The organism is Paenibacillus sp. FSL L8-0333 (genome assembly GCF_037965665.1).
Classification (GTDB): domain Bacteria; phylum Bacillota; class Bacilli; order Paenibacillales; family Paenibacillaceae; genus Paenibacillus_AQ; species Paenibacillus_AQ odorifer.
Window position 1 is genome coordinate 6307602 of the sequence record NZ_CP150186.1, and the last position, 16014, is coordinate 6323615.

15 protein-coding genes are annotated in these 16014 nt (G+C 46.5%); 4 read left to right on the top strand and 11 right to left on the bottom strand.

Annotated features, from left to right (window positions below):
• Window positions 1–3 precede the first annotated feature (3 nt).
• Window positions 4–939, bottom strand: a complete 936-nt coding sequence (locus NYE72_RS28195) for an ABC transporter ATP-binding protein (RefSeq protein WP_076179811.1) — start codon at window positions 937–939, stop codon at window positions 4–6.
• Window positions 940–1103: 164 nt separating this feature from the next.
• Here NYE72_RS28195 and NYE72_RS28200 point away from each other — a divergent pair, with 164 nt between their 5' ends.
• Window positions 1104–2261, top strand: a complete 1158-nt coding sequence (locus tag NYE72_RS28200; protein WP_076179810.1) for a sensor histidine kinase — start codon at window positions 1104–1106, stop codon at window positions 2259–2261.
• A gap of 17 nt (window positions 2262–2278) precedes the next feature.
• On the top strand, window positions 2279–2932 hold the full coding sequence (locus NYE72_RS28205; RefSeq protein WP_036678566.1) for a response regulator transcription factor: 654 nt from the start codon (window positions 2279–2281) through the stop codon (window positions 2930–2932).
• Between the two features lie 417 nt (window positions 2933–3349).
• Here NYE72_RS28205 and NYE72_RS28210 read toward each other — a convergent pair whose 3' ends face one another.
• The 5 genes from NYE72_RS28210 to ftsE all read right to left on the bottom strand — a co-directional run bounded on the left by NYE72_RS28210 (window position 3350) and on the right by ftsE (window position 9283).
• Window positions 3350–4234 (bottom strand): PDZ domain-containing protein, encoded by an 885-nt coding sequence (locus tag NYE72_RS28210; protein WP_244886400.1) that lies wholly within the window; start codon window positions 4232–4234, stop codon window positions 3350–3352.
• 540 nt (window positions 4235–4774) lie between these two features.
• The gene (locus tag NYE72_RS28215; protein WP_076123824.1) at window positions 4775–6241 is read right to left on the bottom strand and encodes a S41 family peptidase; all 1467 of its coding nucleotides are present in this window, start codon (window positions 6239–6241) and stop codon (window positions 4775–4777) included.
• Window positions 6242–6365: 124 nt separating this feature from the next.
• Entirely contained in the window at window positions 6366–7664 is a 1299-nt protein-coding gene (locus NYE72_RS28220; protein WP_076123826.1) for a peptidoglycan DD-metalloendopeptidase family protein, read from the bottom strand.
• A gap of 28 nt (window positions 7665–7692) precedes the next feature.
• On the bottom strand, window positions 7693–8607 hold the full coding sequence (ftsX, locus tag NYE72_RS28225; RefSeq protein ID WP_076123828.1) for a permease-like cell division protein FtsX: 915 nt from the start codon (window positions 8605–8607) through the stop codon (window positions 7693–7695).
• Entirely contained in the window at window positions 8597–9283 is a 687-nt protein-coding gene (gene ftsE / locus NYE72_RS28230) for a cell division ATP-binding protein FtsE (protein WP_036678556.1), read from the bottom strand. Before ftsE ends, ftsX begins: the two co-directional genes overlap by 11 nt.
• Window positions 9284–9625: 342 nt before the next feature.
• Between ftsE and NYE72_RS28235 the strand changes: the two genes are divergently transcribed.
• Window positions 9626–11053, top strand: coding sequence for a VanW family protein (locus NYE72_RS28235; protein WP_339210922.1), 1428 nt, complete (start codon window positions 9626–9628; stop codon window positions 11051–11053).
• Window positions 11054–11206: 153 nt separating this feature from the next.
• Window positions 11207–11614 carry a CBS domain-containing protein gene (locus tag NYE72_RS28240; RefSeq protein ID WP_076182146.1) on the top strand — a complete coding sequence of 136 codons (408 nt, stop codon included), beginning with the start codon at window positions 11207–11209 and terminating at the stop codon, window positions 11612–11614.
• A 37-nt stretch (window positions 11615–11651) separates the two neighbouring features.
• On the opposite strand, the gene NYE72_RS28245 is transcribed toward NYE72_RS28240, so the two are convergent.
• The 5 genes from NYE72_RS28245 to NYE72_RS28265 form a co-directional block, all read right to left on the bottom strand.
• A complete protein-coding gene (locus NYE72_RS28245) occupies window positions 11652–12254 on the bottom strand; it encodes a DL-endopeptidase inhibitor IseA family protein (protein ID WP_051491029.1) in 603 nt (200 codons plus the stop codon).
• A 196-nt stretch (window positions 12255–12450) separates the two neighbouring features.
• On the bottom strand, window positions 12451–13056 hold the full coding sequence (gene pilO, locus NYE72_RS28250) for a type 4a pilus biogenesis protein PilO (RefSeq protein WP_339210923.1): 606 nt from the start codon (window positions 13054–13056) through the stop codon (window positions 12451–12453).
• Window positions 13040–14641: a pilus assembly protein PilM gene (gene pilM / locus NYE72_RS28255; RefSeq protein WP_339210925.1), complete on the bottom strand. Its 1602-nt coding sequence runs from the start codon at window positions 14639–14641 to the stop codon at window positions 13040–13042. Before pilM ends, pilO begins: the two co-directional genes overlap by 17 nt.
• A gap of 15 nt (window positions 14642–14656) precedes the next feature.
• Window positions 14657–15406, bottom strand: a complete 750-nt coding sequence (locus NYE72_RS28260; RefSeq protein ID WP_339210926.1) for a prepilin peptidase — start codon at window positions 15404–15406, stop codon at window positions 14657–14659.
• A 117-nt stretch (window positions 15407–15523) separates the two neighbouring features.
• Window positions 15524–15988, bottom strand: coding sequence for a type II secretion system protein (locus tag NYE72_RS28265; protein ID WP_052097353.1), 465 nt, complete (start codon window positions 15986–15988; stop codon window positions 15524–15526).
• Between the last annotated feature and the right edge of the window lie 26 nt (window positions 15989–16014).

Here is a 16014-nt window from a genome sequence, read left to right on the forward strand (position 1 = left end):
CCTTTAATCGCGCAATGTCCGTCCTGTCAAACTAAGGAATAATGTCTCCAGATCCGGCTCCTCTATATTCAAAGAACCAATAACCCCTTCATGTTTAGCAAAAATAAATAAGATATCCTGCAGCTCATCCTGTGAGGAGGGAAGATACATTTCTACCGTTCCCTCTTTACTTTCCACTCTCGTGATCCGCGGGTGTAGACTAAGCTCATTGATTAGCTCCGGGGTGATGTTCGTTGCTTTGACCACTATTTTTTCTTCCTTAGAAACCCGTTCCCGCAGCTCCTTTTCCGTACCACAAGCAATGATATGTCCCTTATCCATAATCGCTACCCGATCACAAATGGCTGCAACCTCTTCCATATAATGACTAGTGTAGATGACGGTTGAGCCAAGCCGATTGAGCTCTTTGACCGACTCAAGGATATGATTACGAGACTGCGGATCAATCCCTACGGTCGGCTCATCCATAATAATCAGCTTTGGATGATGCATGATGGCACAGGCGATATTCAAACGTCTCTTCATCCCTCCGGAGAAGGTGGCTGGTTTTTCTTTGGCCCGGTCACTAAGTCCTGTGAAAGCAAGAGCTTCCGCCACCCGCTCTTTCAGCAATTTTCCCCGCAAACCATACAATCTTCCGAAAAAAGTTACATTTTCAGCTGCTGTCATTGTATTGTACAAAGCCAAATCCTGCGGAACTAAGCCGATCTTTTTCTTAACCTCCAGTGCATACGAAGAGACTGATAACCCATCAATAACAATGTCTCCACTATCAATCTTTAGCAGGCCGCAAATCATACTTATAGTTGTACTTTTGCCCGCCCCATTCGGCCCCAGCAGACCAAAGATCTCTCCTGCTTGGATCGTAACATTCACATGATCTACCGTTAATTTGTTCTCATACCGTTTCACCACATCGGTCAACACCGCGATTGCCATCTCTTATCTCCCCTGTCGTGTGTGCTTCTATATTTTCAATTTTATTCTAGGTTGAATTTTTACGGATGTACGAAAGGTCATTTTTTGAAGGTGACTAAAGTCATCTCCTGAAGTAGTGGGATAATATGCTAAGATTATTAAAAAACATAAAGGATGACTAAGGCGTGCCCAGAGAGCTAAATTTATTGCGTTACGGACTCATCTTAATCCCTGCGTTTATTACTATTTATGTCTATCAATATAACGATTATGGAATCTTCACGCTGCATATCCTGATGCTTCTATTCCTTGTGGTCATGGTGCCAAAGCTCCCTAGATCCATTCATGCTTTGATTAGTATCATTGAAATCTTGTTCACGGCCTGGTTATGTTATCAATATGGCAGCATGATGATTTTCCCCGCTATATCAGCACTGCTTTATTATTCTAGACTCCAGCCTAAAGCAGTGCCTTACGTGTTCACAGGTGTACATCTGATAGCTTTGAACGTTGCACTCCAGAATTCTCCATCGCTCGTAGTGACTTACATTAACTTTTCATTTCTGCTCACTGCCTACCTAAATAAGCTATTATTAAAAGCTGGCAAGCGGCGCGAAGACACTCTTCTTCTATATGATGAGTTGCGCAAAAAGCATTTCGAGCTCGATGAAGCTCGCAACCGCCTGCTGGAGTTCAGCACGCAAGTAGAAGAGTCTGCCCAGTCCAAAGAGCGCGTCCGAATCTCACGCCAGCTCCATGACGATATCGGCCACCGGCTAATCCGGATTAAAATGATGATGGAGGCCGCCCTCCAGACCTTGCCCACCTCTCCCGAGAGCGGAATGCAAATGATGGAATTGATTCGTGACCAGCTGTCGGCCAGCATGGACGATATGCGGTCCGCAGTTAAACGTATCAACTACACTCCGAAGCTTGAGGGAGCTTATGCGTTAGACCGGCTGCTCGAAGAAATTGGACGTGAGACGGGGATCGAGACCTCATACCAAGTACAGGGCATACCTTATCCACTCTATCCTAGTATTCAAGTAATCCTGTACAAAAACGCCCGTGAAGCTATAACCAACGCCTTGCGGCATGGAAAAGCAACGTCCATCCGGATCAAAATTGACTACGCGCAAGCAGGAATCACTATGGATGTTAGCAACAATGGAGCGCTTCCCGAAGGAGAGAAACTCAGCAAATTATTGGGGCGTGGTGGGGACGGAATGAAAGGAATGTACGAGCGAACGCATTTAATCGGTGGAACACTCGAACTGAGGCAGGAACCACATTTTACAGTCATTACGCGGCTGCCCATTTATAAGCAGGATGAGATTGTATAACGAAAGGAGCCATGCTAATGATTAAAGTGTTGATTGTTGATGACGACCCCTTTATTCGCCAAAGTCTGCAAGTATTGCTAGGTATGGACCCAGGTATTGAAGTTGTCGGAGCAGCTTGTGAAGGTAACGAGGCCTTGGAATTACTTCAAAAAGGATTAAAGACCGATGTAGCTCTGATGGATATCCGCATGCCCGGCTGCGGTGGCGTTGAAGGAACGGAGAAGATTAAGCAGGCTTTTCCGCAAATTGCGATATTGATGCTGACCACTTTCGATGACGATGAATATATCATTGAAGCACTGCGTAACGGAGCTAGTGGATATTTGCTCAAAAACATACCGCCAGACCGGATCATCCAGGGCATTAAAACGGTTTTTGATGGGAACATGCTTATCCACCCTGATATCGCCCGTAAGCTGGCAACCTTTCTGCAGCCTACGGCACGGCAAGAATTGCCACAGGTACAGCCACTGGAATCGTTCGGATTGACCAAAACAGAGCTGGCTGTAGTGGCTTCTATCGCTGAGGGGCATAGCAACAAAGAAATCGCCGGACAGCTTTTTTTAAGCGAAGGTACCGTCAAAAATTACATAACGGATATATTAAGCAAATTAGAGCTCCGCGATCGTACGCAAATTGCTATTTTTTATTTGAAGAACATGCGGGGTTGAACTAGTAGCATACAGCATATGAATAGGCCATTGCCAAAGTTAGTTTCTTATGTATGACCCCTGATAGTCAGCCGAGGGGGCTTACGGACTTCAGTGACACTACTCCTTGGGCGCGGGTTCGGAGTTCAGCGACGCTACTCCTTGGGCGGGCTCGGACTCCAGCGACGCTATTTACAATTTTATCGGCGTTTGAGCAGAGTTTCGGACCCCAGCGACGTTATTCCTCAGAAAGAGGCTCATTTGGGGTGTTTTTAATGCCAATAGTGGCTTTGGGGTCCGTTACCATTCTAAAAAAGCGAAAATGCTGCGATTAGGGGCAAATGGGTCCGATAGCAACTTCTCGCACGCGAAACTACCATCTAATCAAAAACAAAGATGCCCCATTCACCATTTCATGGCCTATGGGGCATCTTCTAGTTATCCTTCCGCTGATTCCTGCTTGGCTTCAGTGGTTTTTTTTCGTTTAAGTTGGCCGTCCGGAAGGTTCCGGCTGCGTATGCCTGTCTTCATCCCGATGATGCTGTAGATGCTGGAAGGCTTCGCCTCAGCGGTAATCATCCCATCCGTCTCCGGCACCAAAATAATGCCGAGCTGATGGTGATCCCCATCATAGATTGGACTTTGAAGGTATTTGCTCTCCCCTTCACGGTTCAGCACCTCCAGCTTGCAGAACGCTGGATTCATGCGCAGCGCCTCATGTAGCTGCGCCGCATCGGTCAACAGGACCCCGTTGACCTTCAGTAAGATCTCGCCGGGCAGGATGCCCAGCTCCTGACCGGGACTGCCCGGCAGCACGGCCAGCACTTTGCGGCCGCGCGGTGGATGCACGAAGATGGGGCTGATGCTGCGCTCTTCCAGAGCGCTGTACCAGCTTAACCCTTCGTGCAGCACAATGGCTGCGAGCGCCGCGACCAGAGTCAGCGGGCTCCACCAAGCGGCAAGCAGGCTTAAGCCGAGCAGGACGATGCTGTAGATCAGCAGCCGTCCTGCAGTGCGGGCCGCCTTGCGCCCGGGCAGCATGCCCTGCGTCATCTCGCTGAAGCCGATGATGACGGGCAAAGAGACGATGCCAAGGCTGCCGCCGAGCAGCGAGTGCCATGGCAAATCCGTTCCTGCTCCCGATGGGAGCAGCAGGAACAGCGGCAGCGGCCAGAAGGCCTGCAGCTGATAGCCGCCGACGACCATGCCGCGCTTTCCCTTCAGGAAGAGCGGCGTTGCAAGCTTGGCCCCTTGTCTGCGGGCCAGCAGTGCCTCCGCCATGTGCAGCAGCGCAGCTAACACTAGCAAAGCAGGAATATCCATCTCCCGTATGGCGGTGGTAATATTCCCTACCGTTCCACTATCTAAAGTATCTGGAAAGAAAGAAATTACAAATTGTATGATACCTAACAACCCTATAGAATACGCGAAGCACAAATACCGTACACGCAGTAGCGACAACACGAGACTAACTACCCAAATGCAGGCTACAGCGGTACCTGATAATGATATTCCTAGCAGAACGGCTGCTATAGAGACGACCAAACCCATGACTAGACCACTCCATACCGTCCGCCACGTTTCCTGACCCCAGCTATGTAATTTCACATGTATCAGCTTTCGTTCTAATGCCACCTGCCTACGGTAATATAACGCAATAAATATAATAGCAATGTAGTAATACGGCTGGATCAATAAGTGTAAGAACGCAGTGCCCAAGCTTCCTAACAGTTCCTGAATCACATTCAAACTGTTCGTCACACTCCTTTTCGTCCGATGACTGATTTGTATATATTCTAATTCCTCTACGTCGGTTGGCATTTTCTTATCTAAAAGAAAAAAAGAAGGCTGAATTCAGCCTTCTTACTTTTTCGACGCTGCCGCCTTAATTTCCTTCTGAATCTCAGCAATCCCTTTATTCCGTTGGTTGTCGTGAACAGGGTCTTGAATGACCTTGATCAGCGCCGCTTCCAGCGCCTCGGCTGTCTTGGCGTCAATTATGCCTGTGACTTGGAGCTTTGCTGTACTTTGGAACTTCTTCACTGCGTCCTTAGTGCCAGCATCGAAATAGCCATCTTTACGTCCAGGCTTATAACCCAAACCGTCCAGCATCGTCTGTGCACTCTTCACATCAGCGTTGTTCATATTATATTGCAGCGCCACGCTCTTGTTAATCGGAGCCACCGAGAAGTAATCCGGCTGCGCTACCGCGATATCCGGTTTAATGCCCTTACCGTGGATCCATGTGCCGTCTGGCGTAAGCCATTTGGCAATGGTAACTTTCAGCAAGCTGCCGTCTCCAAGCTGTTTATCAAAGCTCGTCTGCACGGTACCTTTACCGAAAGAATTGTCACCGATTAGCTTAGCTCCTGCCGACTGCTGCAAAGCACCCGCCAATATTTCCGAAGCACTTGCGCTACCTTTATTCATCAGCACGACCACTGGATAAGCTTTACTCGATCCTTTTGAGGTACTAACTTCGCGTTTTTTGTCTTTATATTCTATTTGCACTATAGATTTGCCAGCTGGAACGAATTGCTCTGCCATTTCAATAACAATCGGAAGAACACCACCTGGATCATTACGGACGTCAATAACAAGTCCCTTCATGCCTTGCTTCTCCAGCTTCTCCAGCTCTTCCTTGAATCGTTCTGCGGTATTCAGGGAGAACTGCGTAACCTCGATTACACCCACATTGTCCTTTTCCATGGTAGCGTAGACTGTTTCAAGCTTCACATCATCCCGGGTAAGAACAAATTCGAGTGGCTCTACAGAGCCGGAACGTTGTATTTTCAAAGTGGCCTCACTGCCCTTAGGACCGCGAATCTTGGCAACAGCTGCATTCAGCTCCATGCCTTCCAGCGATTCACCGTTAACGGACAGAATAACATCTTTGGCCTGAATCCCAGCTTTCTCAGCAGGTGAGCCCTTGATCGGAGAGACCACGACTACCTTGCCATTATCCGAAGAGACCTCCGCACCGATACCTGAAAAGGAACCCTCAATGCTTTCTTCGAATTTCTCAGCTGTTTCTTTGCCCATATAGTTGGAATAAGGATCGCCCAGCGCTTCCATCATACCGTTGACAGCACCGTCTATCAGCTTCTCCCGATCTACTGTCTCGTAGTAATTGCTCTCAATCAGACTGAGAGCAGTTCCAAGCTTCTGGGATTCCTTCTGCTGAAGGCCAGTAACCTGCAATGCTGAGGCCAGTCCTTCTCCTGCAGCTTGTCCAATAACATGACTATAACCCGTCACGCCCAAGGTCACCAGACTACCGCATAGTAGGGCGGCGATAATCATAAACGCCGCTGTGCTTTTTTTTAACATGATGTTCCCACCGTCCCTTCTTGTCCATCTCGCAAACAACTCCATAAGTCCGTCCTGAAAGGTACGGTATCTCTTCCAGTATATGCCGTACGCTCAAATAATATGAGTTATAAGTTCTTAAAAATTAGAGATAAGGCATCGGATTTACTGTCTTGCCGTCGATCCGAACTTCAAAATGGAGATGGGGGCCCGTCGAATTACCTGTAGAACCGGATTCAGCAATCACATCCCCACGATTGACTCTATCCCCAGGACTAACCTTGATACCACCTTTACGGATATGTCCGTAGAGGGTCCAAACTCCGCCGCCATGATCAATAATTACACAATATCCATAACCGCTATACCATTCAGCTACGATTACCGTTCCCGAATCAGCCGCATGAATATTGGTTCCTTGTGGAACTGCAAAGTCTACCCCGGTGTGTACTTTCCCCTTCTCCCCCGTAATAGGGTGTGTCCGTGGTCCGTAGGAGGAGGAGATTCTTGCCGAGCCTACAGGGAGCAGGAAGGGTCCATCTCCACCAGCATACGCGGTTGAGGAGCTGGAGCTTGAACTGCTGCTTGCCTTGCTGGCTGCGGCTTTCTTGGCAGCTGCTGCTGCCCGGCGTGCCGCTTCTGCTTTGGCGGCTGCTGCTTTGCGCGCTGCTTCCTCAGCTTTAATCTTATCCTTCTGGGTTTCCAAAGCAGAACGTTCGCTTGCCAGCTTAACCAGCTTCTCGTTCTGCTCTTCACTTAGATCATCGCTTTCTTGAATCTGCTTATCATAAAATGCGATAAGCTCCTGCTTCTCCGCTTCCTTCTCTTTCAGCAGGCTTCTCTGATTTTCCAAGGAGGTGTATAACTGCTTGGCTTGAGCATATTGCCCCTCAAGCTCCTGCTTTTTCTCTACAACTGTCTGCTTGTCCAGCTTGTGTTGGACTAACAGCTCCTGATCCTGATCCACAATCATCTTAAGCGAATCGGTGCGGCCCAGAAAATCAGAGAAGCTTGTCGATGAGAGCAAAACATCTAGGTAAGATACCGCTCCATCCGTGTACATCAACCGGACACGGGATCCTAAGAGTTCTTCTCTTGAGGCCACTCGTGCCTCTGCTTCATCCAATTCGGTTGCTGTAACATTAAGAGATTCTTCTGTATCGGAAATTTTGTTAGAGATTTCGGTCATTTTGCCTTTAACTTGATCCACTTGCTGCAATACATATTGTAAATTGATATTTGTCTTATTCTTATAGTGCTGCGCTTCCTGCGTTTGGGACTCCGCTTTCTCTTGCTGCGCCTTAGCTTCCTGCACCTCTTGTTGCAACTGCTTTAATTGCTTATCGATTTCGGCAACACTTGTTTTTTTGGCATATCCATCAGAGGGTTGGAATATAGTGACAGCTAGTAACATTACGGCTAGTCCGGCGGCAATCTTCTTCAACTCGCACTCCCCATCCTTCACTCTTAAATTAAACTTTCAAAAACTTACGAATAGAAACCGTACTTCCCCAGACGCCGATCAACACACCTAGTCCAACTAACAGACCTACGAGCAGCAGCCAAATATCACTGAAAGGGATCAGCTGCAATCCGAGCATTGGATCTCCCTGTATCGAAGATTCCAAACCCTTGTAGCCGGCATATAAAACACCCGAAGTAATCAATGATCCAATGAGTCCAATTAATGCCCCTTCTATAAAGAAAGGCCAACGAATAAAATAATTTGTCGCGCCTACCAGCTTCATAATCCCAATCTCTTTACGCCGGGCAAGAATCGTTACCCGAATAGTATTGGAGATGAGGAACATAGACATAAGTGCCAGCCCCGCTACAAAAATAAAGCCAATGTTGCGTACGGCACGCGTGATTTTAAACAATGTTTCTATCGAGCCTTTGCCATATTTCACTTTGTAGATAGGCTGTTCGGTATGTGTCTTGTTAAGGGCTTGAATCTTCTCAGCCACAAAAGCAACGGTAGTAGGTTCAATAACTTCTACCTGAAGGGTATCTGGAAGCGGGTTATTGTCTTCATCGAACCCTTCCAGAAGCTCTGCTGCCTCCTCGCCCATATCTGCGCGGAGATCTTTAAGTCCCTGTTCCTTGGAGATGAACGTAATCTTGCTGATCTCCGGCATATTGCCAATTTCAGTCTGCAGGGTCTCGCGCATCTTCTGATCTGTATTCAAAGCTAGATGCACTTTGATCTGTACCTGACTGTCTGCCTCATCAGCTACAGAATTTACGTTAAGAACAAGAAGAATAAATACACCTAGAACAAAAAGAGAAACAACAATCGAAGTGATTGAGGCGATCGACATCCAGCCATTACGGAATACGCTTTTGAAGCCTTCCCGCACATGTCGCAAGAAGGTTTTAAAACTCATAACCATATTCCCCTCTCGCTTGGTCTCTGACAATGTTTCCATTCTCAATCGCAAGCACCCGTTTGCGCATTTTGTTCACAATATCTCTGTTATGGGTAGCCATTACAATCGTTGTTCCACGAAAATTAATCTCGTCAAGCAGCTGCATAATGCCCCATGAAGTCTCGGGGTCTAAGTTACCTGTAGGCTCGTCCGCAATAATAACAGAAGGATTGTTGACGATAGCCCGTGCAATAGCGATCCGTTGCTGCTCACCACCAGAAAGCTGTGAGGGCTCACGATTCGCTTTACTTCTCAGCCCAACCAAATCAAGAACCTCATTCACACGTTTCTTGATGACTTTTTTCGGTGCTTCAATAACTTCCATAGCAAAAGCTACATTCTCGTATGCCGTCATTCTGGGCAAAAGCCGAAAATCTTGAAATACAACGCCGATATTACGGCGGACATAAGGGATTTTGCGTGGTTTTAGCTTTCCTATATTGAAACCTCCCACCGAAATCTGTCCTTTGGTAGGCACTTCTTCTCTATAAATCAATTTCATAAAAGTAGATTTACCCGCGCCGGAAGGGCCGACAACGTACACGAATTCATTGCGGTCGATTTTCACTGAAACTCCTTGCAGTGCGTGAGTTCCGTTAGGGTACGTTTTCCATACATCTTGCATTTCAATCATTTTCTCACTTCCCAATTATGACATTTTCCACTTGTGCGAATCGACATTGTCCACCTCAAGTTTCCATAAACTTCAATATTTCCGCAATGTATCTATTGTAACAAATCTGTAACTGATTGAGTACCCCGTAACTGCACGACTATTCGAAAGTTTTGTAGTGACTGGACATATACATATAAAAAAGCACCTAGCGGTGCCTGTTATCAGATGTCGTAACTCCCTTTATTAGAGACTACTTATTTCTTACTAATTTATTATCGGTATCCCACGAAGTGTTCTTTAAGTTCTGTTACAGGGCCGCGCCTGCTTAGCGCAATCCAAATCCCCAAAAGGAGATTTATCATGAAAAAAATCCATGCTGCCCTCATAGTGGTCATCGCACTCGTCCTTATCGGCTCCTGTATTTACGGAGGGCTTCATCTATATGGCAGCAAAACCACGCTTCCAAAGGGTACAACCCTTGCCGGCTGGCAGGTCGGAGGCATGACCCTCACCGAGGTCCGCTCCCAGCTGGATAAACGGCTACATGCCCTCGAATCCGTCCCTCTAGTACTAAAAGTGGAAGGCAATGCAGATTTACCCCTAACTCTTAGTAAGACTGGATTGAGCTATGAAGCCTCTGCTTTTCAGCAGGGCTTAAAAGAGCTTGCCGAAGGAACGCTTTGGGAGCGGGTAAAGGCACGCTATAACTTTCCTCAGCTGTGGAGGCTTGAAACCCATCTTGAAATCGCACAATTTCAAAAGATTCTAAGTCCCACTTGGGAGAAGGAGTCCTTTGGTGAACCAGTGGACGCTACACGACGAATTACAGGCGATGACCGAATCGTATATACTTCTGAGAAAACTTCCCTGGAGGTTGATTGGACAGCTCTGGAGACTTCCTTAGGAGCAGCTGCCCCCACCAGCTTTAATCATCTGAATGCCCTGCTGGAGAAGGGAATCACGATGGAGGTCCCTTTGTTAATTCTGCAGCCTGACATAACTTTAAAGAAATTAAAGGAACAAGGTATCGAGCGAAAAGTAATGCAGTTCAGCACCTCTCTAGGTGCAAGTGGACCTGGACGAAGCTACAACGTGGAAGCTGCTGCCAAAGCTGTGGATGGAACCATTCTCCCGCCTGGAGCCGTCTTTGATTATGGAAAAGCTATAGAAAAAGCAAAGGTAAATTACGGCTTCCGTGAAGCGCCGGTGATTGTGAACGGCAAGCTGCAAGCAGGTGTTGGTGGAGGGATCTGCCAAGTGTCGAGCACTCTTTACAATGCCGCACTGCGTATAGGGCTAGAAATTGTGGAACGCCGTAATCATTCCTTGCCCGTCAACTACTTGCCCAAAGGTCAGGACGCAACATTCGCTGAAGGTTATATCAACTTTCGTTTTCGCAATACGACTGGCAAATATCTCATAATTAAAGCAGCTGTGCAGGGTAAATCACTGACCATAAAGCTGTTCGGCACGTTTCCGCAAAATGTCACTTACAAAGTTCATTCAAAAACAGTAGAGGTGCTCCCTCCAGTCGATAAATACGTAAACGATTCTTCACTGCCTCGTGGCAGCTCACGCGTTATTCAAAATGGGAAAACCGGATATATTGTTGAAACCTACATTACAAAGTATGTTGACGGTAAATCCACTGAGGTGAATAAACTGTCCCGCGACGTATATTACGCACAAAAACGATTAATCGCCATTAATCGTGGAGGCGTGAGCAAATCCATAATCCCGGATGTCCCCCGAAAGCAGCTGGTGGAGGACGGCGTCCGCAGTGAATAGCTAACAACAAATAACCGGTCAGAGCCCCTAAGGTCTGATCGGTTATTTTTTCCAGCCATCTATTTTACCTGTAGCTTACGTTACCCGGCTTTGAAATTTACGATTCAGGGGTACATTAGAAGTAGACCCATAATCAGAAAGGATGAACATCCTATGACAACAGCTCTTGTAAATGATCTTACTGGTATTGTCCGCAGTGCTCCTGCTATTTTTGCCTCACGCACTTGCAGAGAAGCCCTTCGCGTCATGTTTCAGCATCCAGAATCCAAATGTATCGTCGTCTGCAATGCTATGAATGAACCCCTAGGAATGTTGATGAGCGAACGTTTCTTTTTGAAAGCTACAGGAAGATCCGGAGTAGATCTATTCTACAGAGAACCTGCCATGAAGCTTATGAACAAAACCCCGCTCATTCTTGATATTTCCACTCCACTCGATATGGTATTGAGCCTCGCTATGAACCGCCCAGATCCTATGAAAAATGATTGTGTCATTATCACTCGCAAAGGTAAATTCGCTGGTGTTGCATATACCTCTGACCTTATCCGCGCCCAAGCGTAGAACCTCTTTACCTTTCCTCTTCTACCCTAAACCTTCCTCAAAAAAGAATATCCGGTGACGTATCAATTCTCCAGTATCCATTCACCTTTTTCAGCTTCACATACACTGACTCACTGCCTTCCTGCCCGCTCGAATAAGGAACTGTTAAGTCAAATTCAGCGGTTGTTGCAGTTTTGGAGAGCATTCGGGCGGTGGCTTTTTCAAACATTAATGAGTTTCCAAGATCCGCATTCACCTGTGACATTCTACCTTCATGCTCCAAAAATTGGGTCTGCACATAATAAGCTGCTGCATTATGCGTGTAGGCTTTTTTTATGTAATTCATCAGCTTCGCCTTTGTCCCAATATCATTGGAAAGGTAACGGTACTCTTGCGCTTTATACATGAAGGTTTCCATCGGGAAAAAGTTGCCCCCGCGGCTAGTATAGAAATAGATTGCTCTGGCATGTACAACAAGCGGAACCACACTTTTTACCGTCAAATTGTTTATGGTAGCTGGGCCTTCTTTTCCTGTGCCAATCACAGCCACATTTTTTATTGCCGAGCTTCCCACTGATGATGAAGCTGCCATAACTCCGCTACCTGCTGATAAAAGGCCTAGGGAAAGGGCCAACGAACCAAGCATCCATTTTTTGTTCATCTGAAGTTCCTCCTCTTTCATCTAAAAAATACAGGCGATCGCCACTGTTTCAGCTTATGCACCCCGCAAGCTAAAATACCCAATAAACAGAGGAATGAAAACGTATTACAACTCTTTTGAGAATATAAAAAAACTCCACCCTCCTGATTCACAGGAAAAGCGGAGTAATATAGTTAAATAAAGTAGCACAAGAACCCTAATTGGATGCTGCTGCGGTGGCCTCAAAATACGCTATAAAAGCTACGTTAGCAGTCAAAATACTCTCCGTATTGTTCTTAGTACGATCCTCGTAGGATTGCTGAAAATTGAAAGAGTCTACATTCACAATACGAGGTAAGGCTTGTAGTTCATCCATCCATTGCCGTATCCCCGAATATGTCCCCTCCACCACTGCAGTCATTTTGATCTGTTTGACCGTCGGGAATGACACCTCAGCTGAACCTGTCATTTGCTGAATCGGATTAGCCTCATCCAAAACAAAACTAAGATCCTTTAGCCGCGCTTGTGAGGACGTGCTAACCTCCCGTAAATCAACAATCAGACCTTCGCTGTCATCGCCCTTTGGGAGTTCCCCCAGTAATTCCTTCTGTTCTAGATCTCCCTCATTGCCGCTGCCCTTCAGCTCATTGATTTTGTTTTGGAGGACTTCTGCTTCCTTTTCCAACTGACTGATCTCGCTGCTCTGTGCGGAAATTTCCTTATTAGTCGGCTGAACACCCAGCATATAGAATGCAAACAATATCAGGAATAGAATTAACACCCCTAGTACGATGGGAGAGCGATATTTATTGATCTGTTCCATCGCTGCTCACCTCCCCTTGGCTGGCATCCGTATCACTGTTTTGCTGCTTAGCCGCTGCTAAGTTCACTTTATAAATAGCCGTATACGTATTGTATGAAATGGCATCTGCGGCTCCTTCAGTAAGCTTTTGAATAGAGGCATCGGTCGTAAAAGACATTTGGCGAAGTTGTCTTAAATAGTTGGAAGCATCCTCCATAGTGGATACATTTACAGTCAGATCTATAGATGTCCGGTAGGTATAGTTAATATCACGGATTAGTGCCTCCTTAGGCAATCCTCCCACTAATTCGTCCAAGATAGGGACTGCAATCACCTTATTGTCCTGAAGCACTGTGATGGCTGCTTTCCGATCTAGCTGTCCAGGTCCGCTGTTCTTAAGCTTCGCGAGCTCTACTTGGAGCATTAAACTGCGATCCTGCAGGCCTTGCAGCTGTTCTTTACCGTTAGAGATTTGACCCTTATTGGCCGAAAAATAAATCCCCGTTCCGATCATCCCCAGCAGCCAGATCGCTACAAGCCCCATCGTGACATAAGGAAATAGCAACGTCTCCCGATCTTCTCTCGGCAATAGATCAATCGTATCCGTGTTGATGCTATTTTTTAGAGCGGTCCCGGCAGCTACACGGTAATCATTTAGATCAGGGTCAGAAACAGCAGCACTAGCCATCTGTTCCAGACTTATTGGTGTTATTTCAAGTTCAGCTAGGGACTGCTGGAGCTCCAGGTCCAGTTGTTTACGAATCGAGGGAGTGCCCGTAATCACTAAATTGTTGATACGAGTGGAACCGTCATGCAAGCTGTATTGATAAAAGCTGAGCATACGGGAGATTTCCGCAGTGATTTCAACCATTTGCTCGGGTGATAAATGTTCTTCTACAGCGACAGCTGTTTCTGCCAAGGTTTCACTGTCTGTCAAAAGATCCATTCCCGCTAAATTTCTTCCTTTATGTAGATCAAGTAAGTTTATCGTACGAATGAAGACCGGATTCCCGTTTCTGAACATATAAATGTCCATTACCGATGGCTCCATATTAATCAGCATCGTCTCCGCAAAGCTCTCCCCGTGCCCAGTGGTTATAGCACGCGCTAAGGCGGTTGCCGAAATTTCGACACTGCTTATCCGAAGACCCGCCCGCTCCAGAATTTCTACGTAATCCTGAATCGATTTTCGCGGAGCAGCAAATACGAGCAGGTGACTTTGCTCCTCATCCACTTCGAGCGTTACATAGTCGTAGACAGGATTTTCAAAAGGTAAATGCAATCCCGTCTCCACTTCCAGCTTCACGAGTTGTTCTACCTGTTTGTCATTGGTACTAGGAATACTCATTTTACGGATAATGATCTGCGAAGGTGGAATGGACAAAGAAACCTTACTTCCCCTTAACCCTTCCTTCTTCACCCACTGCCTTACCCGATCATAAAGCGCCTCGCTATCCGCCACCTGATTCTCAATGATCATGCCTGGAAGGAGCGGGAGAAACCGTTTTTTACGGACTTCCCATGACTGTTTATTCTTAAAACTAATATAACGGATTCCGGCAGCTTCAATTGAAAGTCCGGCCACTTTGGGGCCTAATCCAAGCATGTGATCGATGTCCTCCTATCCGATGAGCGAGAGATACGCGCCGATGATGTGTGAACCATATCCAAAACTAATTAAAGCTCCTATAGCTAACCATGGGCCGAAGGGTACCGGCTGTTTACGTTTGATTACACCGAGCAGCATCAGCAGTCCGCCCACCACGCTCCCAAGCAGACAAGCCACAAAAAAGGCCAAAATCACATTCGGAAAGCCAATCACCAAGCCCAGCAGCGCAAATAACTTCACATCTCCAGCCCCCATGCCACCTAATAGAACAAAAGGGATAAGGCCCCCTCCCCCAAGCACAGCTCCTAGCAGATGATGCCATATCGGTCCTTCTGGAAATAGCAGTACAAAAATCAGCAGCAGCGGTAAAAAAAACAACAATACCTTATTGGGAATCAGCATGTACTTCAAATCCGCAACCGTCACGATAACCGCTAAACTCACAAGAATGAACCCGATGATTCCCTTACCCGTCAGGCCAAATTGCAAATACACCCATAAAAAAAGCAAACCCGTTGCCGCTTCTCCAAGCGGATATAATGGCGAAACCCTCGTTCCGCAGTATCGGCACTTGCCTCCTGACAGCAGGTAGCTTACCACCGGAAACAAATCCCGCACTTTCAGCCGCGTATTGCAGTTCGGACAATGTGACGGCGGATTAAGCAAGGATTCCTTGGCCGGCACCCGCAGCGCCACTACGTTATAGAAGGAGCCTAGAATCAGGCCCAGTAATGTGATGTAACTTGCGATAAATATCGTCATGGCTGTCCTCTGTTAGCTTCTGGATTTTAAAAAAGGAATCGGGAAGTCCGATTCCTTAGGAAAGATTGTAAGTTTGAATTTATAGAAATTAATTAGATATTCCTGTTAGCCACCAGATCATGGTTTTGGCGTTGCTACTGGCTCTGCACTAAGCACCTTATCAGCTGAATACTCACCACTATCACTTCCCTCAGGATCAGGATCTATAGTTACTTTTTCAAGTGCTCCATCAGCGCCGTAATTAATTATTGTAGAAGCTTCAACAATCGTTTTCTTGGTACTAGGTAAAACTAGTGTCTTATCAATGTAATTTTTTAACTTAAGTTCTTGAAGTGTCACTGATGCATTTTTAAATTCTCCATTTTTTTCACCCATAATGTACATCCTGGAAGCATCATAAAGCTGTCGAGCAGTTGCTAAATCTGCATCCGTTTTTGATTTATTAATAATTCCACCAATCATAGGTATAGCAATTACCGCAATAATCCCCAAAATAACGATAACTGCCAGCAACTCAATCAGCGTAAACCCCTTTTGATTTTCCTCTTTGCTTAATCTTCTCTTAATGGCTTGTGCTAACATTTGATTTCCCCCTCTAAGTGGTGTGT

Bases quoted from the DNA above. Each gene is read 5' to 3' on its own strand.
- NYE72_RS28195 (WP_076179811.1), bottom strand. From the start codon at position 939: ATGGCAATCGCGGTGTTGACCGATGTGGTGAAACGGTATGAGAACAAA.
- NYE72_RS28205 (WP_036678566.1), top strand. From the start codon at position 2,279: ATGATTAAAGTGTTGATTGTTGATGACGACCCCTTTATTCGCCAAAGT.
- NYE72_RS28210 (WP_244886400.1), bottom strand. From the start codon at position 4,234: ATGGATATTCCTGCTTTGCTAGTGTTAGCTGCGCTGCTGCACATGGCG.
- NYE72_RS28215 (WP_076123824.1), bottom strand. From the start codon at position 6,241: ATGTTAAAAAAAAGCACAGCGGCGTTTATGATTATCGCCGCCCTACTA.
- ftsX (WP_076123828.1), bottom strand. From the start codon at position 8,607: ATGAGTTTTAAAACCTTCTTGCGACATGTGCGGGAAGGCTTCAAAAGC.
- ftsE (WP_036678556.1), bottom strand. From the start codon at position 9,283: ATGATTGAAATGCAAGATGTATGGAAAACGTACCCTAACGGAACTCAC.
- NYE72_RS28235 (WP_339210922.1), top strand. From the start codon at position 9,626: ATGAAAAAAATCCATGCTGCCCTCATAGTGGTCATCGCACTCGTCCTT.
- NYE72_RS28240 (WP_076182146.1), top strand. From the start codon at position 11,207: ATGACAACAGCTCTTGTAAATGATCTTACTGGTATTGTCCGCAGTGCT.
- NYE72_RS28245 (WP_051491029.1), bottom strand. From the start codon at position 12,254: ATGAACAAAAAATGGATGCTTGGTTCGTTGGCCCTTTCCCTAGGCCTT.
- pilO (WP_339210923.1), bottom strand. From the start codon at position 13,056: ATGGAACAGATCAATAAATATCGCTCTCCCATCGTACTAGGGGTGTTA.
- pilM (WP_339210925.1), bottom strand. From the start codon at position 14,641: ATGCTTGGATTAGGCCCCAAAGTGGCCGGACTTTCAATTGAAGCTGCC.
- NYE72_RS28260 (WP_339210926.1), bottom strand. From the start codon at position 15,406: ATGACGATATTTATCGCAAGTTACATCACATTACTGGGCCTGATTCTA.
- NYE72_RS28265 (WP_052097353.1), bottom strand. From the start codon at position 15,988: ATGTTAGCACAAGCCATTAAGAGAAGATTAAGCAAAGAGGAAAATCAA.